General features: G+C 68.4%; 18 protein-coding genes. 8 read left to right on the forward strand and 10 right to left on the reverse strand.

What is annotated here, in order from left to right; translation table 11 throughout:
- Positions 1 to 31 precede the first annotated feature (31 nt).
- From coaE to C9F13_RS12345, 3 genes are read left to right on the forward strand one after another with little or no spacing between them, the layout of a single operon-like run.
- On the forward strand, positions 32 to 646 hold the full coding sequence (gene coaE / locus C9F13_RS12335) for a dephospho-CoA kinase (RefSeq protein WP_108446571.1): 615 nt from the start codon (positions 32 to 34) through the stop codon (positions 644 to 646).
- Positions 647 to 687: 41 nt separating this feature from the next.
- On the forward strand, positions 688 to 921 hold the full coding sequence (gene yacG, locus C9F13_RS12340) for a DNA gyrase inhibitor YacG (RefSeq protein WP_108446572.1): 234 nt from the start codon (positions 688 to 690) through the stop codon (positions 919 to 921).
- Positions 918 to 1,793, forward strand: coding sequence for a DNA replication terminus site-binding protein (locus tag C9F13_RS12345; RefSeq protein WP_108446573.1), 876 nt, complete (start codon positions 918 to 920; stop codon positions 1,791 to 1,793). Before yacG ends, C9F13_RS12345 begins: the two co-directional genes overlap by 4 nt.
- A gap of 15 nt (positions 1,794 to 1,808) precedes the next feature.
- On the opposite strand, the gene C9F13_RS12350 is transcribed toward C9F13_RS12345, so the two are convergent.
- The 9 genes from C9F13_RS12350 to C9F13_RS12390 form a co-directional block, all read right to left on the reverse strand.
- Positions 1,809 to 2,120 (reverse strand): hypothetical protein, encoded by a 312-nt coding sequence (locus tag C9F13_RS12350; RefSeq protein ID WP_170121151.1) that lies wholly within the window; start codon positions 2,118 to 2,120, stop codon positions 1,809 to 1,811.
- Positions 2,121 to 2,330: 210 nt separating this feature from the next.
- Positions 2,331 to 2,711, reverse strand: coding sequence for a histone-like nucleoid-structuring protein, MvaT/MvaU family (locus C9F13_RS12355; protein ID WP_108446574.1), 381 nt, complete (start codon positions 2,709 to 2,711; stop codon positions 2,331 to 2,333).
- Between the two features lie 317 nt (positions 2,712 to 3,028).
- Entirely contained in the window at positions 3,029 to 4,705 is a 1,677-nt protein-coding gene (gene rpsA, locus C9F13_RS12360) for a 30S ribosomal protein S1 (RefSeq protein ID WP_108446575.1), read from the reverse strand.
- A gap of 182 nt (positions 4,706 to 4,887) precedes the next feature.
- Positions 4,888 to 5,574, reverse strand: a complete 687-nt coding sequence (cmk, locus tag C9F13_RS12365) for a (d)CMP kinase (protein WP_108446576.1) — start codon at positions 5,572 to 5,574, stop codon at positions 4,888 to 4,890.
- Positions 5,571 to 7,886, reverse strand: a complete 2,316-nt coding sequence (locus tag C9F13_RS12370) for a bifunctional prephenate dehydrogenase/3-phosphoshikimate 1-carboxyvinyltransferase (protein ID WP_108446577.1) — start codon at positions 7,884 to 7,886, stop codon at positions 5,571 to 5,573. The genes cmk and C9F13_RS12370 overlap by 4 nt, the downstream gene beginning before the upstream one ends.
- Positions 7,887 to 7,888: 2 nt before the next feature.
- Positions 7,889 to 8,980: a prephenate dehydratase gene (gene pheA, locus C9F13_RS12375; protein ID WP_108446578.1), complete on the reverse strand. Its 1,092-nt coding sequence runs from the start codon at positions 8,978 to 8,980 to the stop codon at positions 7,889 to 7,891.
- A gap of 4 nt (positions 8,981 to 8,984) precedes the next feature.
- Positions 8,985 to 10,088, reverse strand: coding sequence for a 3-phosphoserine/phosphohydroxythreonine transaminase (gene serC / locus C9F13_RS12380; RefSeq protein ID WP_108446579.1), 1,104 nt, complete (start codon positions 10,086 to 10,088; stop codon positions 8,985 to 8,987).
- Positions 10,089 to 10,103: 15 nt separating this feature from the next.
- A complete protein-coding gene (gyrA, locus tag C9F13_RS12385) occupies positions 10,104 to 12,821 on the reverse strand; it encodes a DNA gyrase subunit A (protein ID WP_108446580.1) in 2,718 nt (905 codons plus the stop codon).
- A 106-nt stretch (positions 12,822 to 12,927) separates the two neighbouring features.
- Entirely contained in the window at positions 12,928 to 13,347 is a 420-nt protein-coding gene (locus C9F13_RS12390) for an acyl-CoA thioesterase (protein ID WP_108446581.1), read from the reverse strand.
- Between the two features lie 176 nt (positions 13,348 to 13,523).
- Here C9F13_RS12390 and C9F13_RS12395 point away from each other — a divergent pair, with 176 nt between their 5' ends.
- The 5 genes from C9F13_RS12395 to C9F13_RS12415 all read left to right on the forward strand — a co-directional run bounded on the left by C9F13_RS12395 (position 13,524) and on the right by C9F13_RS12415 (position 19,590).
- Entirely contained in the window at positions 13,524 to 14,456 is a 933-nt protein-coding gene (locus tag C9F13_RS12395; protein WP_108446582.1) for a recombination-associated protein RdgC, read from the forward strand.
- A gap of 26 nt (positions 14,457 to 14,482) precedes the next feature.
- On the forward strand, positions 14,483 to 15,649 hold the full coding sequence (locus C9F13_RS12400; RefSeq protein ID WP_108446754.1) for a 1-acyl-sn-glycerol-3-phosphate acyltransferase: 1,167 nt from the start codon (positions 14,483 to 14,485) through the stop codon (positions 15,647 to 15,649).
- Between the two features lie 46 nt (positions 15,650 to 15,695).
- Positions 15,696 to 16,868, forward strand: a complete 1,173-nt coding sequence (locus C9F13_RS12405; protein WP_108446583.1) for a cation diffusion facilitator family transporter — start codon at positions 15,696 to 15,698, stop codon at positions 16,866 to 16,868.
- An 85-nt stretch (positions 16,869 to 16,953) separates the two neighbouring features.
- Complete coding sequence (locus C9F13_RS12410) at positions 16,954 to 17,670, forward strand: transglutaminase-like cysteine peptidase (protein WP_108446755.1); 717 nt, start codon at positions 16,954 to 16,956, stop codon at positions 17,668 to 17,670.
- A 3-nt stretch (positions 17,671 to 17,673) separates the two neighbouring features.
- A complete protein-coding gene (locus C9F13_RS12415) occupies positions 17,674 to 19,590 on the forward strand; it encodes an EAL domain-containing protein (protein WP_108446584.1) in 1,917 nt (638 codons plus the stop codon).
- Positions 19,591 to 19,655: 65 nt separating this feature from the next.
- Here the strand turns inward: C9F13_RS12415 and C9F13_RS12420 are convergent, their stop codons facing one another.
- Positions 19,656 to 19,994 (reverse strand): tryptophan synthase subunit beta like protein, encoded by a 339-nt coding sequence (locus C9F13_RS12420; protein WP_108446585.1) that lies wholly within the window; start codon positions 19,992 to 19,994, stop codon positions 19,656 to 19,658.
- Positions 19,995 to 20,067 lie beyond the last annotated feature (73 nt).

Here is a 20,067-nt window from a genome sequence, read left to right on the forward strand (position 1 = left end):
CGAGATCCATGACACCGCACGGGAGACGACGATGATCATAGGCGTGACGGGCGGCATCGCCTCCGGCAAGTCCACGGTGGCCCGCGCCTTCGCGGCGCTGGGCATCCCCTGGGTCGACGCCGACGACGTGGCCCGCGAGATCGTCGAGCCCGGCGAGCCGGCCCTCGACGAGATCGCCGCGCATTTCGGCGCCGCGGTGATCACCGCGGACGGCCGCCTCGATCGCCGCGCCCTGCGCGAGGTCGTGTTCGCCGACGAGGCCCAGCGTCACCGCCTGGAGGCGATCACCCACCCGCGCATCCGCGAGCGACTCACCGCCCACCTGGCCCGGCTCGAGGCCCGATCGGCGCCCTACGTGCTGCTGGTCTCGCCGCTGCTCTTCGAGTCGGGTCAGGCGGCGCTGGTCGACCGCTGCCTGGTCATCGACGTGCCCGAGGCGGTGCAGATCGCCCGCACCGCGGCGCGCGACGACGTCGACGAGGCCCAGGCGCGCGCCATCGTCGCCGCCCAGATGCCCCGCCGGGAACGCCTGGCACGGGCCGACGACGTGATCGACAACGCCGCAGGCGAAGACGCCCTGGCGCGCCAGGTGGCCGAGCTCGACCGCCGCTACCGGGCCCTGGCCGACTTGCCTCCCGGGCCCTGAATCCCCATCCTTTCCCGACACTTCCTCCAGGACGATATTGCATGAGCCCGAACGACACCCCACGCCCCCTGGAAGTCGCCTGCCCGCAGTGCCGCAAGAAGGTGCTGTGGAGCGAGGAGAACGCCTACCGCCCCTTCTGCAGCAAGCGCTGCCGACTGCTCGACCTGGGCGCCTGGGCCGACGAATCCCACCGCATCGCCGGCGAACCCGCCATGGACGAGACCGACCTCGACGCCCTGCTGGCGCGTGCCGACCGGGACGGCGAGCCCTCGTGACCCGGAGCGGCCAACGCCCCGAATACCGGCTGCTTGCCGAGCTGGAGGCGAACTTCGACCGCCTGCTGGAGCAGACCGAAACCCTGGTGGCGACCTGGGAGACCTCCCGCGGGGCGGCCTGGTCCTTCGAGCACGCGACGGCCGACGCCGCCTGGCTGCGCCGGAGCCTGCTGGATGTCTGGTACCAGGACGGCCAGGACGGCCGGGCGACCCGCAGCCATGTCGGCCTGGTGGCCGCCGATGAGCGGGTGATGGACGCGGCCTGCGAGGTCAATGCCACCAAGCAGGCCTTCGGCGCGCTGCTCGCCGAGATCCGCCGCGAGGTGCCGTCGCTGATTCCGGAGATCAAGGCGGTGCTGCCGTTTCGCCACCCTGCCCTGCACGACCACCTGCGCGGCACGGGCCTGGCACGGCTGCACCTCAAGCAGTGCTGGCGCACGATCCCCCTGGCCGAGGCGCCGATAGCCCGCGTGCGCCTCGCCTGGTACTCGAGCGGCCGCTCGATCAAGCGGCTCACGGTACGCGAGGCCGAGCAGAAGCTGCTGGCGCTGGACAGCGACGCGCCCCACATCCGCATCCAGCTGCGCCGGCTCGGCGGCATTCCCGACGGCGAGCCGCTGGCCCAGGTGCAGACCCAGGCTCCGCTGATGCGGGCCAACCTCTTCTACCGGGAACCGCTCGAGGATGGTCGCAGCCGGCGGGCGATGAACGTCGCCCTGCCGCTGTTCGTGCCGAGCCCCGACGGACGCCTGCCCGATCACAACTGCCCGCCCGCGACCCCACCGACCACGCGCACCCGGGCCCGACGCCGCGACGAGCGCCTGGAGAGCGAGGCGTTCCTGCCGAGCCTGAGGGTCTTCCGCTACCGGTGAGGCGGCCGCCTCGCCTCAGGCGATGCGACCGAGAGACTGCAGGGTTTCCAGCAGCCGACTGACGTTGTCCGCCGGCTGGGCATATTCGCTCATCAGCGCCTTCAGGCGCTCCTCGAAGAGGCGCTGGCGCGCCGCCTCGTCTTGAGGCTCGTTGGCCGCGTCCTGACGGCCGGCCTCTGTCCCCAGGGACTCGCCCTCGGGGCTGTCCGACTTGCTGTCGGCGGCGTCGAGACTGCGCAGCGCCTCGGCGAAGGCGTCGTCGAGTTCGCGAAACTTGCGCAACTTCTCACGCTCGTCCACGGGCTGTCGGGAGTTCTGCTGTTTCATGAGTTTCCAATAGCGTCGAGGCGAAGGCCAGGTGGGAAAAGAGGCCATCGCCGTTAATCGGGGAGACCACAATTATACCGCCTAGCCGCGGTTGAAGCACCTTCCCGGGATCACCCGACCTCGCCGGTTCAAGGTGGTACTGGCGACACAGGGCGTGAAACGACGACGCCGCCCCGAAGGGCGGCGTCGCTCAGGCGATAGCGCGGGAGATCACTCCTCGACGCGCACCAGCCAGGACTCGACGGTGTCGGAACCGTGCTCGTCCTTCCACGCCTTCAGCGTCTTCTGATTACCGCCGCGAGTTTCCACGACTTCACCGGTGTGGGGATTCTTGTAGATCTTCAGCTTGCGCTTGCGACGGGTGCCGCCGCTCGCCGGGGCCGCGGCGCTGGCGGCTGCGGCCGGCTTGGGGTTGAGCAGCGCGATGACGTCGGCGGCGCTCTTGTCGAACTCACGCATCAGCGCCTCGAGCTTTTCCTTGAACTCGAGCTCGGCCTTGAGGCGATCATCATTCTGGAGCTTGTCCAGTTCCGACTGGAGTTGCTTCAGTTGCTGTTCCATCTGCATGTAGTTGCTGAGCAGCGATGACATCTAAGAGTTCCTTATTGGGCATTAGGGGATGCAAGGCATTATTGCCTGTTTAAACTTGCATGGCAAGAGTATGAACACTCTTTCCCAGTTCGGCAAATAATAGTCTCCAACATTGCCAGGCAATCCGCCTCTCAATAATCCGCAAACTTGAAGAGCGCCTTATTTTATAAGAAATATTGCATACTTTATGGAGTTTATTGGCTGGAATGCCAAACGCCGTCGAGGCAGACACCAATACCGAGGCCACCACAAATAAAAGGCGCCGCCCCGAGGGGCGGCGCCTTGTCGACCGATAAGCGGGACGCGTCCCGCGGGTATCAGTCCTGACCCATCTGCTGCTTGATGAGGTCGCCGATGGTGGTCGGACCACCCACCTCGGGGCTCTCTTCGCGCAGCTTCTTGAGGTTCTGACGGGTGTCGTCCTGATCCTTGGCCTTGATGGACAGGGCGATCTGGCGGTTCTTGCGATCGACACCGATGATGCGGGCCTCGACGCTGTCGCCTTCGTTCAGCGCGTTGCGGGCATCCTCGACGCGGTCGGCGCTGATCTCGGACGCCTTCAGCACGGCGACGACATCGGTGGCCAGCTCGACCTGGGCTTCCTTGGCATCGACCTCGACCACGCGGCCGGTGACGATGGAGCCCTTGTCGTTGACGGCCAGGAACTCGGAGACCGGATCGGTATCGAGCTGCTTGATGCCCAGGGAGATGCGCTCACGCTCCGGATCGATGGAGAGGATGACGGCTTCCGCCTCGTCGCCCTTCTTGAAGGAGCGCACGGCTTCCTCACCGGTATCGGTCCAGGAGATGTCGGACAGGTGCACCAGGCCGTCGATACCGCCTTCCAGGCCGATGAAGATGCCGAAGTCGGTGATCGACTTGATGGTGCCGGTGACGCGGTCGCCCTTGTTGTAGCGCGCGTTGAAGTCTTCCCACGGGTTGGTGGTGCACTGCTTGATACCCAGGGAGATACGACGACGCTCCTCGTCGATGTCCAGCACCATGACGTCCACGTCGTCGCCGACCTGCACGACCTTGGACGGGTGGATGTTCTTGTTGGTCCAGTCCATCTCGGAGACGTGGACCAGGCCCTCGACACCCTCTTCCAGCTCGGCGAAGCAGCCGTAGTCGGTGAGGTTGGTGACGGTGGCGTGCACCTTGGTGCCTTCCGGGTAACGATCCTTGATGTTGACCCACGGATCTTCGCCCAGTTGCTTCAGGCCCAGGGAGACGCGGTTGCGCTCGCGGTCGAACTTGAGCACCTTGACGGTGATCTCGTCGCCCACGGCCACGATCTCGCTCGGATGCTTGATGCGCTTCCAGGCCATGTCGGTGATGTGCAGCAGGCCGTCGACGCCGCCGAGGTCGACGAAGGCGCCGTAGTCGGTCAGGTTCTTGACGATACCGACGATCTGCTGACCTTCCTGCAGGGTGGCCAGGAGGGCCTCACGCTCGGCGCTGTTCTCGGCCTCGAGCACGGCACGACGGGAAACGACAACGTTGTTGCGCTTCGGATCGAGCTTAATGACCTTGAAGTCGAGTTCCTTGTTCTCCAGGTGAGTGGTGTCGCGCACGGGGCGGACATCCACCAAGGAACCCGGCAGGAAGGCGCGGATGGAGTCGACGTCGACGGTGAAGCCACCCTTGACCTTGCCGTTGATCACGCCCTTGACGATCTCTTCCTTCTCGAAGGCGGCTTCCAGCACCTTCCACGCTTCGGCGCGCTTGGCCTTCTCGCGGGACAGGCGGGTCTCGCCGAAACCGTCTTCGACGGCTTCCAGAGCGACGTGCACCTCGTCACCGACGGCGATAGAGAGCTCGCCGTTCTCGTCGCGGAACTGCGCCGCGGGGATCTGGCCTTCAGATTTCAGGCCGGCATTAACGGTGACCCAGTCGCCGTCGATGTCGACGATGGTAGCCGCGACGATGGCGCCCGGCTCCATGTTGATGTCCTGGAGAGACTGTTCAAACAGTTCAGCAAAGCTTTCGCTCATGATGTTCCTACGTGATCAACGTTGAGTACGGCGTTGCCGCCATCTCCGCACCACCAGCGAGTGCGGGCCTTATTTACCAAACCCCCGGGGATGTTGGCGCTGGTTCGACCTGGCCCGGCTTACGGCACATGGGAGTGCCGGACCACGTCATCACATCCTCCCGGGGACGCCGCAAGGGAGTTTCAGGTGGCGGATGCCAGACCACGCTCGGTCAGCAGTTCCGTCAGCCGATCCACCACTTCCGGTATCGTCAGGCGCGTGGTGTCAAGCGTGATGGCATCATCGGCCGGCTTGAGGGGGGCCACGCTGCGTTGCATGTCGCGTGCATCGCGCGCCTGAATCTCCTTTAGAAGACTCGATAGACTAGCATCGACCCCCGCCTCCTGCAACTGACGCTGGCGGCGGTGAGCCCGCTCCTCGGCGCTCGCCGTGAGGAAGATCTTGAGGGGCGCCTCGGTGAACACCACCGTGCCCATGTCGCGCCCGTCGGCGACCAGCCCCGGGGGCTTGCGGAAGTCGTGCTGGCGCTGCAGCAGGGCCTGGCGCACCGCCGGCAGGGCCGCGACCCGGGAGGCCGCATCGCCCACCTGCTCGGTGCGGATGGTCGTGGTGGCCTCCTCGCCCTCCAGCAGCACGCGGGTCGACTCGGGCTCGGCGACGAAGACCACGTCGAGGTTGCGCGCGACCTCGGCGAGTCGATCCTCGTCGTCCAGCGGCACCTCGTGCTTGGCCGCGGCCAGCGCGGTCAGCCGGTAGAGTGCGCCGCTGTCCAGCAGGTGCCAGCCCAGGCGCTCGGCGACCAGGCGGCTGATGGTGCCCTTGCCGGCCCCGCCGGGGCCGTCGATGGTGAGTACCGGTGCGCTGCTCATGACGCCTCCTGCTCCTCGAGGGCCAGCCCGACGCGCCGCGCCAGGTCGATGAAGCCGGGGAAGGAGGTCGCGACGTTGGCGCAGTCGTCGATCTCGATCGGCGCGCCGGCGCGCAGCGCCGCGATGGCAAACGACATGGCGATGCGGTGATCGCCGAGGCTGTCGATACGTCCGCCGCCGTAGTTGGCGCCCTCCTCCCGGCCGCCACCGACGATGTCGATGCCGTCCTCGAGCAGGGTGTGCTCGACGCCGATGGTGGCCAGGCCGTCGGCCATGGCCTTCAAGCGATCGGACTCCTTGACGCGCAGCTCCTCGGCGCCACGCAGGCGGGTCGTGCCCGTGGCGTTGGCGGCGGCGATGAACAGCGCCGGGAACTCGTCGATGGCGAGCGGCACCTGGTCCAGAGGAATGTCGATGCCCTTGAGCGGCGCGTAGCGAATGTGCAGGTCGGCGACCGGCTCACCGCCCACCTCGTGTTCGTTCTCGAGACGCAGGTCGGCGCCCATCAGCCGCAGGATATTGATCACCCCGACGCGGGTCGGGTTGATGCCGACGTGCTCGAGCACCAGGTCCGCGCCCGGCGTGATCGCCGCCGCGACCAGGAAGAAGGTCGCCGAGGAGATGTCCGAGGGCACGTCGATGGGCGCCGCGACAAGCTTGCCGCCGCCCTGGAGCCAGCAGGTGTCGCCCTCGCGGTGCACCGCGTAGCCGAAGCCGGCCAGCATCCGCTCGGTGTGGTCGCGGGTCGGGGCCGGCTCGCGCACCCGGGTCTCGCCCTCGGCATAGAGGCCAGCAAGCAGCAGGCAGGACTTCACCTGGGCGCTGGCCATGGGCATGTCATAGGTGATGCCGGTGAGCGGCGCGCCGCCATGGATGTGCAGCGGCGGACGGCCGCCCTCGGCGGTGTCGATCTTCGCCCCCATCAGGCGCAGCGGATCGGCGACCCGCCCCATGGGACGCTTGGTCAGCGAGGCGTCGCCGGTCAACTCGCTATCGAAGGCCTGTCCGGCGAGCAGCCCCGCGAACAGGCGCATGGCGGTGCCGGCGTTGCCGACGTAGAGCGGGCCGGCCGGCGCCTTGAGGCCGTGCATGCCGACGCCGTGCACGGTGACGCGCCCCTGGTGGGGCCCCTCGATGGCCACCCCCATCTCGCGGAAGGCCTGCAGCGTGGCCAGGCTGTCCTCGCCCTCGAGGAAGCCCTTGACCTCGGTAACCCCCTCGGCCAGCGCCCCGAGCATGATGGCGCGATGGGAGATCGACTTGTCGCCGGGCACGCGGATCCGCCCGGCGACCGTGCCGCCGGGGCTCGCCCGGAAGCGCAGCTTGCCGTGTTGTTGCATCTGATACTCCGCCTGATAACTGGTCTGGTTGAGCAGGGATTCGAAATAGTGCCGGGCGTGGCTGGCGCGATCGAAGGTCGCCAGCATGGCGTCGCCGTCGCCGTGCTCCACGGCGTCGCGCAGGCGACGCACGCCCGCCTCGAAGTCGTCCAGGGAGGCGAGCACCGCGTCGCGGTTGGCGATGAAGATGTCCCGCCACATCACCGGGTCGCTGCCGGCGATGCGGGTGAAGTCGCGAAAGCCGCCGGCGGCATAGCGAAAGATCTCCAGCCGCTCGTCCTGGCGGGCCAGGGTGTCGACCAGCGAAAAGGCCAGCAGGTGCGGCAGGTGACTGGTGCGGGCGAGCACCTGGTCGTGGCGCTCCACCGCCATCTCCAGCACCTCGGCCCGGCAGCACGCCCAGAGCCGCCGCACCCGCGCCGTGGCGAGCGGGTCGGTATCGGGATCGGGGGTCAGGATCACCTTGTGGCGCGCGTAGAGCTCGGGATCGGCGGCGGCCACGCCGCTCTTCTCGGAGCCGGCGATGGGATGGCCCAGCACCAGGTTGGTCGGCATCCGGCCGAAGGCGTCGATGGCCGAGCGGCGGATCGCCGCCTTGGCGCTGCCCACGTCGGTGACCACGACATCCGGGGCGGCCCGCCCCAGGCAGCCGGCGAGCTCGCGCATCACGCCGCCCATGGCCATCACGGGCACCGCCAGCACCACCAGCGACACCCCGTCGATGAGCGCCTCGAGGCGGGTCTCGCCGCGATCGATCAGCCCCATCTCGACGCCGCGGGCGATCTCGCCGGCGTCGGGGTCGCAGGCCAGGAGTTCGCCCTGGCCGTCAGCCCCCTCTTTCGCCACCCCGAAGCCGGCGGCGCCCTCTTTAGCCGCCCCGTAACCGGCGGCACGGAGGGCGGCGGCCAGCGAGCCGCCGATCAGGCCAAGCCCGACGATCAGGATCCGCGCTTCGCGCACCTCCTCCGCCATGCCTAGAGTACGCCGGCCGGGTAGGAGCCCAGCACCTTCACTTCGGCGGCCCGCAGCTTGACCTCTTCGAGCATGGCCGCGACCTGGGGCTCCTCGCGGTGCCCCTTGAAGTCGATGAAGAAGACGTAGTTCCACACGCCGCTTCGCGACGGCCGCGTCTCGAGACGCGTCATGTCGATATGGTGGCGGTGGAAGGGCTCGAGCAGATCGTGCAGCGCGCCGGGCTGGTTGCGCATCGCGACCACCAGCGAGGTCTTGTCCTCGCCGGAGATCGGCACGTCCTGGTTGCCGATGATCAGGAAACGCGTCGAGTTGTCCGGGCGATCCTCGATCTTCTCGGCCAGCTTGGAGAGGCCGTAGAGCTTGGCCGCCATGTCGCCGGCGATGGCCGCGCTGTGCCACTCGGTCTTGACCAGGCGCGCTGCCTCGGCGTTGGAGGAGACCGGCACCCGCTCGGCGTGGGGGAAGTGGGCGTCGAGCCACTTGCGGCACTGGGCGAACGACTGCGGATGGGAGTAGATCCGCGACACCTTGTCCCGGCGGGTGGTCTCGCCCACCAGCAAATGATGGTGGATGCGCAGCACCACCTCGCCGCAGATGCGCAGGCTGGAGTCCATGAAGGAGTCGAGGGTGTGGTTGATCACGCCCTCGGTGGAGTTCTCCACCGGCACCACGCCGTAGTTGACGGCGCCGGCCTCCACCTCGCGGAACACCTCGTCGATGGCGGCCATCGGCAGGCTGATGGCGCTCTCGCCGAAGTGCTTGAGCGAGGCCTGCTGGGTGAAGGTGCCCTCCGGCCCCAGATAGGCGACCTTGACCGGCCGCTCGAGGGCGAGGCAGGCCGACATGATCTCGCGGAACAGCCGCGCCATCTCCTCGCTGTCCAGCGGGCCGCGGTTGAGCTCCATGACGCGACGCAGCACCTGGGCCTCGCGCTCGGGGCGGTAGAAGACGCCGCCGGGCTCGTGCTCGGCCTTGATCGCGGCGACCTCCTGGGCACAGGCGGCGCGCTCGCTGATCAGGCGCAGGATATCGTTGTCGAGGGCGTCGATGCGCTGGCGGAGCGCCTCGAGGCTGACGGAAGGCTCGGTCATGGAGTTATCCCCTGCGTTTCTCGAAATCGGCCATGAAGGCAATCAGCGCGTCGACGGCGGCCTCGGGCACGGCGTTGTAGAGGCTCGCCCGCATGCCGCCGACGCTGCGATGCCCCTTGAGATTCAGGAGCCCTGCCGCCTCGGCCTCGGCCAGGAAGGCCGCGTCGAGGCTCGCGTCGGCTAGCACGAAGGGCACGTTCATCCGCGAGCGATTGCCGAGCGTGATCGGGTTGGCGAAGAGCGCGCTCTCGTCGATCGCCGCATAGAGCTTGGCGGCCTTGCGCGCATTGAGGGCGTCCATGGCGGCCAGTCCGCCGATGTCGTTCTTCAGCCAGTCGAAGACCAGTCCGGCCAGGTACCAGCTGTAGGTCGCCGGGGTGTTGACCATGGAGCCGGCCTCCGCGAGCGCCCGGTAGCCGAGCAGCGAGGGCATGTCGGGGCGGGCACGGTCGAGCAGGTCGTCGCGCACGATCACCACGACGAGTCCCGCCGGGCCGATGTTCTTCTGGGCGCCGGCGTAGATCACGCCGAACCGGGAGACGTCGAGGGGCCCCGAGAGGATGCTCGAGGACATGTCACAGACCAGCGGCACCTCGGTGCCGTCGGGGCGACGCGCCTCGGGGATGTAGTCGAATTCGAGCCCGCCGATGGTCTCGTTGGCGGTGTAGTGCAGGTAGGCCGCGTCGTCGGAGAGCACGATCTCCTCCTGGCGCGGCACCGCGCTGTGGCCGTTGCCCTCGCTGCTGGCGGCGATGTGGACGTCGCCGACCAGGTGGCGCGCCTCGGCGATCGCCTTCTTGCCCCAGATCCCGGTGTGCAGGAAGTTGGGGCGACCGCCCTGCCCCAGCAGGTTGTAGGGCACCGCGGAGAACTGCAGGCTGGCGCCGCCCTGGGTGAAGAGCACCCGGTAGTTCTCCGGGATGGCCAGCAGCTCGCGCAGGTCGGCCTCGGCCCGCTCGGCGATGGCCACGTACTCCGGGGAGCGGTGGCTCATCTCCATTACCGAGAGGCCGCGCCCCTGGTAGTCCAGCATCTCGTCGCGGGCGCGCTCCAGCACCGCGGCCGGCAGGGCCGCCGGGCCGGCGCAGAAGTTGTAGTGACGTGTCATCAGCGTTGGGTGTCCTTATTCCTCGCCGGCCTCGCCGCCGGTCTCTTTCTCGTTCTCGTCGCTTGCGGGCGCGTCCTCGCCAGCGGACGCGGTGCCTTCCTCGGCTTCCGGCTCCGCCGCCTCCTCGGGCTCGTCGACGCGCACGGTCTTGACCAGCTTCTCGTCGTTGCCGAGGCGGATCAGCATCACGCCCTGGGTGTTACGCGAGGTGGTGGAGACCTCCTCGACGCGGGTCCGCACGAGGGTGCCGCGATCGGTGATCAGCATCATCTCGTCCGCGGAGTAGACCTGCATGGCCGCCACCAGGGCGCCGTTGCGCTCGCTGGTCTGCATGGCGATCACGCCCTGGCCGCCGCGGCCGCGCAGCGGGAACTCCTCAAGGCGGGTGCGCTTGCCATAGCCGTTCTCGCTGGCGGTGAGGATGTAGATCTGGCCGCCGTTGCCGGCCTCCACGGTGGCGCCCTCCTCGCCCTCGGCCTCGACGTCCGCCTCGGCGTCTATCTGCTGGCTCTGCGGGATGATCAGACTGATCACCTCGGCGTCGTCCAGCAGGCGCATGCCGCGTACGCCGCGGGCGGTGCGGCCCATGGCGCGCACGTTGGCCTCCTCGAAGCGAATCGCCTTGCCGTTGGAGGAGAGCAGCATCACGTGATCGGCGCCCGAGGTGATGGCGGCGCCGACCAGGCGGTCGTCCTCGTCGAGGTCGATGGCGATCAGGCCCACGCTGCGCGGCCGCGAGAACTGCTCGAGGCTGGTGCGCTTGACCGTGCCCTTGGCGGTGGCGAAGAAGATGTAGCTCTGCGGGTCGTAGTCGCGCACCGGCAGGATGGCGTTGATCGCCTCGCCCTCGTCCAGCGGCAGCAGGTTGACCAGCGGCTTGCCGCGGGAGCCGCGGCTGGCCACCGGCATCTCGTAGACCTTCAGCCAGTAGACCTTGCCGCGGTTGGAGAACAGCAGCACGGTGTCGTGGGTGGAGGCCACCAGCAGATGCTCGATGACGTCCTCGTCCTTCATGGCGGTGGCCGACTTGCCGCGACCGCCGCGGCGCTGGGCCTGGTAGTCGGAGAGCGGCTGGGTCTTGGCATAGCCGGTGCGGGACACGGTGACCACCATGTCCTCCTCGGCGATCAGGTCCTCGAGGCGCAGGTCGAGGTGGCTGGCCTGGATCTCGGTCTTGCGCGGGTCGCCGAACTGGTCGCGCACCGCGACGAGCTCCTCGCGGATCACCTCGAGCAGGCGGTCGGCGGAAGCCAGGATGGCGGTGAGCTCGGCGATCTTCTCGAGGATCGAGAGGTACTCGTCGAGGAGCTTCTCGGTCTCGAGCCCGGTCAGGCGGTGCAGGCGCAGCTCGAGGATCGCCTGGGCCTGGGCCGGCGACAGGCGGTAGTCGGTGCCGGTCTGGCTGAGGCCGAAGCCCTCCTCCAGGTCCTCGGGCCGGCAGGAGGTGGCACCGGCGCGCTCGAGCATGGCGGTGACCTGCCCCGGCTGCCAGGACTTCGCCAGCAGCTTCTCCTTGGCCTCGGCGGCGCTCGGCGAGGCCTTGATCAGCTCGATCACCTCGTCGATGTTGGAGATGGCGACCGCCAGGCCCTCGAGGATGTGGCCGCGCTCGCGAGCCTTCTTCAGCTCGAAGAGGGTGCGACGGGTGACCACCTCGCGGCGGTGGCGAATGAAGGCCTCGAGGATCTCCTTGAGGTTCATGATCTTCGGCTGGCCATCCTCGATGGCGACCATGTTGATGCCGAAGACGGTCTGCAGCTGGGTCTGGGCGAAGAGGTTGTTGACCACCACCTCGCCGGACTCGCCGCGCTTGACCTCGATCACCACCCGCAGGCCGTCCTTGTCGGACTCGTCGCGCAGCTCGGCGATACCCTCGATCCGCTTCTCTTTCACCAGCTCGGCGATCTTCTCGATCAGCCGCGCCTTGTTCACCTGATAGGGCAGCTCGCTGACGATGATGTGGTCGCGACCGGTCTTGTCGTCGTGCTCGATGGTGTGACAGGCGCGCACGTAGATGCGCCCGCGGCCGGAGCGATAGGCCTCGAGGATGCCGGCGCGGCCGTTGATGATGCCGCCGGTGGGGAAGTCCGGGCCGGGAACATGCTCGATCAGGTCGTCGACGGTGAGGGTGTAGTCGTCGATCAGCGCCAGGCAGGCGTTGATGATCTCGCCCATGTTGTGGGGCGGGATGTTGGTCGCCATGCCAACGGCGATGCCCGAGGAGCCGTTGATCAGCAGGTTGGGCACCTTGGTCGGCAGCACGTCGGGGATGCGCTCGGTGCCGTCGTAGTTGTCGACCCAGTCGACGGTGTCCTTCTCGAGGTCGGCCAGCAGCTCGTGGGAGAGCCTGGCCATGCGCACCTCGGTGTAACGCATGGCGGCCGCGCTGTCGCCGTCGATGGAGCCGAAGTTGCCCTGGCCATCGACCAGCACGTGGCGCATCGAGAAGTCCTGGGCCATGCGCACGATGGTGTCGTAGACGGCACTGTCCCCGTGGGGGTGGTACTTACCGATGACATCGCCCACCACGCGGGCGGACTTCTTGTACGGCTTGTTCCAGTCGTTGCCGAGCTCGTGCATGGCGAACAGCACGCGCCGATGCACCGGCTTCAAACCATCGCGCACGTCGGGCAGCGCACGGCCGATGATCACGCTCATCGCGTAATCGAGGTACGACTGCTTGAGTTCGTCCTCGATATTGACTGGCAGAATCTCTCTGGCGATGTCACCCATGGGTCGTCGAATCCTTTGCACTGCAACAGGTTGGCGCGTCACGTGGCCGTGACATGGCGCGCAATAACAGCCTTACATCATACCATCCCGGATACTGATAAGGGAGCTAGGCGAGCACCAGCGCCGCCATTGCCTCGCGGATCTCGCCGTCGATCGTCACCGCCCGACCGCTCGCCACCTCGAGCAGCACGAAGGTGATGTCGGCTCGGGCCACCAGCGCGTCGTCGGCCACGCGCCGAATCTCCTGATGGATGCGGGCCCGACGCGAGCCGATCTCGGCGAGCCGGGTCAGCACCGCGAGGTCGTCGCCGGCCACCGCGGCACGCCGGTAGTCGATATTGAGGTTGACCGCGACGAAGGCCAGGTCGCCGCGCCCCAGGAAGGCCGCCAAGCGGGGATGCTCGTCGAAATAGGCCCAGCGCCCCTCCTCCAGGAATTCCAGGTAGCGGGCGTTGTTGACGTGGCCATAGCCATCCAGGTGGTAGCCCCTGACGCGCAGGGTGGTACGGGAGAGGCGAGAATCCATGCAGAAGGCTCCTGGGCTTGATCGTGAACGGCGGGCAAAGGAACGATTCTAGCCAGCCGGGGCGCCGACATTCAAACCACCGTTTGAAACTGAGGCGCAGGCGATGCCGCCGTGCGCTGGCACCCGCGGCGCCCTTTGGCCATAATATGCCCCCTTTTTCTCCCGGGAAATGCTCCATGTGGTTCAAGCACTTGCATCTCTACCGCCTGCATGACGCCCCCGAGCTGGACGCCACCAGCCTGGAAACCGCCCTCGGCGAGCAGGCCTTTCGTCCGCTGGGCGGCAGCGAAGCCCGCCGCCTCGGCTGGTGCGCGCCGGCCGGGCGCGCCGGGACGCAGCTGCTTCATGAGCTGCAGGGCCAGCGGCTGATGACCGCACTGCGCCAGGAACGCATCCTGCCCGCCTCGGTGGTCCGCGAGGAGGTCGAGGAGCGTAGCGAGGCGATCGAGGCCAGCGAGGGGCGCAAGCTGCGCCGCCAGGAGAAGCTCACCATCAAGGAGCAGGTCTACGAGGACCTGCTGCCCCGCGCCTTCGTGCGCAGCCAGAAGGTCGACCTGTGGTGGGACAGCCGCCGGTCGCTGATCGCCATCAACTCAAGCTCGCGCACCCGCGCCGAGGAGCTCCTCGACCTGCTGCGCGAGACCCTGGGCAGCCTCAAGGTGACGCCGCTTGCCAGCCAGACGCTACCCATGCGCGCCATGACCACCTGGCTCGGCGACCCCGGCTCGCGCCCCGCCGACCTGGTGCTCGGCGACCAGGTGGAGCTGAAGGCCAAGGGCGACGACGGCGTGCTGCGCGCCCGCCAGGTCGACCTCGACAGCGACGAGATCCAGCAGCTGCTGGAGAGCGGCCGCCAGGCCAGCAAGCTGGCCCTCTCGATCGAGGGCCGGCTAAGCTTCGTGCTGCATGACGACCTGGCGATCAAGTCGCTGCGCTTCGATGACGCCCTCATCGACGAGGCCTCTCAGACCGACGACGGCGACGACGCCGTGGTGCGGCTGGAGACCGATTTCATCCTGATGACACAGGCGCTGGCCGAGAATATCGAGCGCCTGATCGAGTGGCTGGGTGGCGAGGCCGGCAGCGCCGGCGACGCCCCGAGCGCCTGATCGCCCACGACCACAGCCTGGAACACATGACCGAGACACAAGACACCCCCGCAGCCGATCCCTGGGCCGAGATTCGCCCCTACCAGGACGCCGAGGTGGCCGAGGTGCTCGAGCGCCTCGTCCACGACAGCGAACTGCTGGACGCCCTGACCCGCTACCGGCTGCCGCGCCTGGCCCGCGTCATGCCGCGGCTCTCGCGCGCCCTGGCCAGCTTCGCGATTCGCCGCGAGACCCGCGGCGTGGCCAGCGTGCACGATTTCCAGATGCGCATCGCCAGCTACATGCAGCGCATGCTCAGGAACTCCACGGACGACTTCCGGGTGGAGGGGCTGGAACAGCTGGACCCGAGCACCGGGTATCTCTTCGTCGGCAACCATCGTGACATCTCGATGGATCCCGCCTTCGTGAACTATGCGCTCTATCTCGCCGGGCGAGACACCGTGCGCATCGCCATCGGCGACAACCTGCTGAAGAAGCCCTACGTCAACGACCTGATGCGGCTCAACAAGAGCTTCATCGTACCGCGCAGCGCCCGGGGCAAGCGCGCCATGCTGGCCGCCTACCAGCAGCTCTCCGCCTATATCCGCCACTCCATCCTCGAGGACAACCACTCGATCTGGATGGCCCAGCGCGAGGGGCGTGCCAAGGACGGCATCGACCGCACCGATCCGGCGATCATCAAGATGCTGACCATGGCGCGGCGCGGCGAGGATCGCCAGGCCGGCATCGGCGACGCCGTCGCCGAGCTGCGCCTGGTGCCCGTGTCGATCAGCTACGAGTACGACCCCTGCGACCTGCAGAAGGCCCGCGAGCTGCGAGCCCTCGAGGACAGCGGCAACTACGAGAAGAGCGAGTTCGAGGACATCAGCTCCATCGTCGCCGGCATCACCGGCCACAAGGGGCGCGTACAGCTCACCTTCGGCACACCCCTCTCGTCCGACCTCGCGGGCCCCGACGAGGTGGCCGCCGAGATCGACCGCCAGGTGCTGGCCGGCTACCGCCTCTTCCCCAGCCACTACCTGGCCCTCGAGGCGCTGGGCAAGGCGCCGGAGCTGCTGGATATGAGCGAGGTCAGCGACGCCGACCGCGCCCGCTTCCAGGCGCGACTGCAGACGGTCCCCGAGGAGCTGAGCCACTGGTGGCTGACCCAGTACGCCAATCCGGTGCTCAACAAGGCGGGACGCTGCCAGTGAGGCGCACGACATGAAGGAGGAGTCGTCGAGCGCCCATGCACCGCCGATGAACGGCCGCGGCGATGCGGCGACGCGCGCCGCCCAGACCCGCGAGGCGCATCGCGTCACGCTGATCGGTGCCCTCATCGACTTCGCCGTCGGCGTGGCCAAGATGATCGCCGGCTTCATGGTGGGCTCGGCGGCGCTGGTGGCCGACGGCATCCACTCTTTCTCGGACATCCTGACCGACCTCTTCGTGGTCGCCGCCACCCACTTCGGCCGCCAGGAACCCGACAGCAACCACCCCTACGGCCACGGCCGCATCGAGACCCTGGCGACGCTGTGGCTTGGCAGCGTGCTGATCTTCGTCGCCGGCGGCATCGCCTGGGCGAGCATCGGTCGCCTCCTCGAGGGCGAGCCCATCCCCGCCCCGGGCCTCTGGGCCATCGGCATCGCCGTGATCGCCCTGCTCGCCAAGGAGTGGATCTTCCGCTACACCATGCGGGTGGCCCTCCGCGTCAATTCACGGCTGCTCGAGGCCAACGCCTGGCACTCCCGCTCCGACGCGCTCTCCACCGTGGTGGTGCTGATCGGCCTGGTGGCCGCCCAGGTCGGCGTGGGCTGGATGGACGCCCTCGCCGCCATCGTGGTGGGCATCATGGTCGGCCAGGTCGGCGGACGGCTGCTGTGGGAGTCCGGCCGTGAGCTGATCGACACCGCCCTGCCGGCCGAGGAGCGCGACGCCATGCAGCGCGCCGCCGAGGAGGTCGCCGGGGTGCGCAGCGTGCACGACCTGCGCGCCCGCAAGCTCGGCAGCGACATCCTGCTCGACCTGCACATCGTGGTGCCCCCGCGGGTCACGGTCTCCGAGGCGCACGAGATCGGCAACGAGGCCAGCCGCCGACTGCGCGAGACCTTTCCCAACCTGCACGACGTGACCTTCCACATCGATCCCGAAGACGATTCGGGGGAGACCGAGCACAGCCTGCGCCCCGCCCCGCCGCTGCGTGCCGACGTCGAGGGGGTGCTCGACCAGGCCTGGCACGACCTGCCGATCTGGCATGCCCGGGTCGACCTGGACCTCCACTACCTGGACAACCGGGTCGACGTCTCGCTCTACGTCGACGCCCTGCCGCCGGGGCAGGATCTCGACGCCGCGGCAACCGCCCTGCGCCAGGCCGCCCGCCGGCTCGACTGGGTCGGCCGCCTGCGGGTCTGGCTCGGCCCCGGCAAGGGATAGGCCGCCCGCCTCACGGCGGCCACCCTGCTCGCATTAGCCGCCTGCTCCCCCTAGACTTGAGCAAGTGCTCATTCAGGCCGACGCCATGTTTCCCCCGTCATACCGGACACTCGACTCGCCCGGGCGTCGCCGTTTTCTGGCGGGGCTCGGCGGCCTGTGGCTGCTTGCGGGCCTGGGGCTCGGGCCGTCACCGGTCGCGGCCGGCCTCGAACCGCAGCGCCTGCGCCGGGTCATGCAGGCGCAGTACGGCGCGCCGGGCGTCGCGGCCCTCGAGGCGTGGTTCGCGCTGCTCGAGCGGCTGCGCCCGACCGACCTGGAGACCCGGCTGCGCGAGGTCAACGACTTCTTCAACCGGCGGGTGCGCTGGCTCGACGACATCGACATCTGGCGCCAGGAAGACTACTGGGCCACGCCGCTGGAGACCCTGGGACGCGGCGAGGGCGACTGCGAGGACTTCACCATCGCCAAGTACGTCACCCTCAAGGAGCTCGGCGTACCGGAAGACCAGCTGCGCCTGATCTACGTGCGCGCGCGCATCGGGCGCAGCAGCCTCACCCAGGCGCACATGGTGCTGGGCTACTACGAGACGGCCGCGGCGGACCCGCTGGTACTGGACAACCTGGTGCCCTCGATCACCCGTGGCTCCCGGCGCACCGACCTCGATCCGCTGTTCAGCTTCAACGGCCGTGGCCTGTGGGCCGCCGGCTCGTCGCGCTCCCGCGCCGACCCGGTCGTCCGGCTGTCGCGCTGGCGACGCGTGATCGATCGCATGCAGCAGCAGGGATTCATTCAAGGGGAGTAGGACATGTCACTCATCAAGCAGCTCTGGCTGATCGTCGTGGTACTGCTGCTGCTCGCCTTCGGGGGCAGCCTGGTCATCGGGGTCAATGCCAGCCGGGCCTACATCCAGCAGGAAGTGCTGATCAAGAACGCCGACAACGCCCGCGCCCTGGCCTTGACGATGAGCCAGATGCCCAAGGACCCGGTCACCCTGGAGCTGCTGATCTCGGCCCAGTTCGACACCGGTCACTACCGGCGGGTCGAGCTGCGCTCCCCGGAGGGCGAGATCCTCGAGCGGCGCCTCGGCGCGGATGCCATTGAGGACGTGCCGGCCTGGTTCGTGGACCTGGTGGAGATCGAGGTCCCCGCCGGACGCGCCGTGGTCCAGGACGGCTGGCGACAGCTCGGCACCCTGGTGCTGGAGAGCCAGCACAGCTTCGCCTACCGCTCGCTGTGGGCGAGCACCCTGAGCCTGATGGGCTGGTTCGGCCTCGCCGCGGCGATCAGCCTGCTGCTGGCCTGGTGGGTCGTGCGCCAGATCCGGCAACCGCTGGGCGCCGTGGTCGATCAGGCCCGGAGGATCGGCGAGCGTCGCTTCACCACGATCCCCGCCCCGCGGACCCGTGAACTACGCGACGTGGTGGAGGCCATGAACCACCTCTCCGGCGCGGTGCACGCCATGCTGAGCGAGGAAAGCCAGAAACTCGACCGGCTGCGACAGCAGCTGCAGCACGACCCGGTGACCGGGGTGCTGAATCGCGAGGCGCTGCTCTCGCAGCTGCAGATCCACCTGGACAGCCAGGATGCGCGAGCCAGCGGCGCCCTCGCCCTGATCCGCCTGGCCCACCTGGCCGAGATCAACGAGCGGCTGGGCCGCGCCGAGACCGACGCCCTCCTCCATGAGGTGGGCCACGGCCTGGAACAGTTCGGCCAGGCGCACGGCGGCGGCATCGTGGGCCGGCTCAACGGCAGCGACTTCATGATGCTGCTGCCCGGCAAGGTCGACCTGGCGCGGCTGCGCCACGATCTCGGTCGGCGACTGGCGGCGCTGCGTGAACACGGTCGGACCGCCATCGGCCTGCCCGGTGCGTTGATCGACTACGCCCAGGGCGATCAGCGCGGCATGCTGCTGGCCAGCCTCGACGGCACCCTGTCGGCGGCCGAGGCACGCAGCGACGAGCGTCTACTGATCGCCGAGGGTCCGCAGCGACACAGCCTCTTCACCAGCCACGACGAGTGGCGCCGCGCCCTGCAGGTTGCCATGGCCAAGGGCGTCTACCTGGCCCACTACCCGGTACTGGACGCCACGGGCGAGCTGCTGCACTTCGAGTGCCCCTCGCGCCTGCGCCTGGCCGGCGACTGGCAGCCCGCGGGGGTCTTCATGCCGTGGGTCTCGCGCCTGGGGCTCGATAGCCAACTCGACCTGGCGGTGATCGACGAGGCCGTTCGCGACATCACCCAGCGCGGCAAGCCGCTCGGCATCAACCTCTCGGCGGCGTCGATCCAGGACGTGCACTTCGTCATGGAGCTGCAGGCCCGACTCAAGGCGCGCCCCGACGTCGCCGAGCTCTTGTGGCTGGAGCTGCCCGAGGCCATGGCGATCCACGACCTGACGAGCTTTCGCAGCCTCTGCCACGCCCTGCAGCCGCTGGGCTGCCGGATCGGCCTGGAGCACGTGGGCGCCTCCTTCACTCGGATCGCCGACCTGCAGGACCTGGGGCTCGCCTACCTCAAGCTCGACCGCACCCTGGTCCGGGGCATCGACCGGGTCGCAGAGCAGCAGACCATCCTGCGCGGCATGGCCACGCTCTGCCACTCGCTGGGCATCCTGGCCATCGGCGAAGGCGTCGAGCACCGGGACGAGGCCCGGGTGCTCTTCGAGCTGGGCCTGGATGGCGCCACCGGGCCCGGCATCCGCCAGCACGAGAAGCCGGTGGACTGAGCATCAAAAAGAGCCGGCGTCCTCACGGACGCCGGCTCACAACTCTCCGAACATGACACGCCGCGCTAGATCACGCCGTCCTCATCATCGCTGCCGGTCACCAGCTGCAGGCCGTTGAGCCGGCGCCGCAGGGTCTGGCGCTCCATCACCTTCTCCTGGGCGGGCTCCGGCAGGTCGGTGAAGCTGATCACCCCCTTGTCCATCAGCAGCTCGATCACGTCCTCCAGCACCCGCACGAAGGCCAGATCCGAGGCCTGGAAACGCGCCGCGCTCCTGCCGACCTGGCCCTCCATCAGGAAGGCCAGCAGCTCCGGAGAATCCGCCGCCAAATACTCCCGACACTCCGGCGTCTCCTCCCGGCTGACCAGCTCGATGCGCTCATCATTGTCGCGCTTGATGTACATGAACGGACTCCTTGGAGCAAAAATTCACGGTTGGCTACACGGCTCGGCGTGAGAAAAAAGGCCAACGCCCGGC

This window comes from Halomonas denitrificans (assembly GCF_003056305.1).
GTDB classification, from domain to species: domain Bacteria; phylum Pseudomonadota; class Gammaproteobacteria; order Pseudomonadales; family Halomonadaceae; genus Halomonas; species Halomonas denitrificans.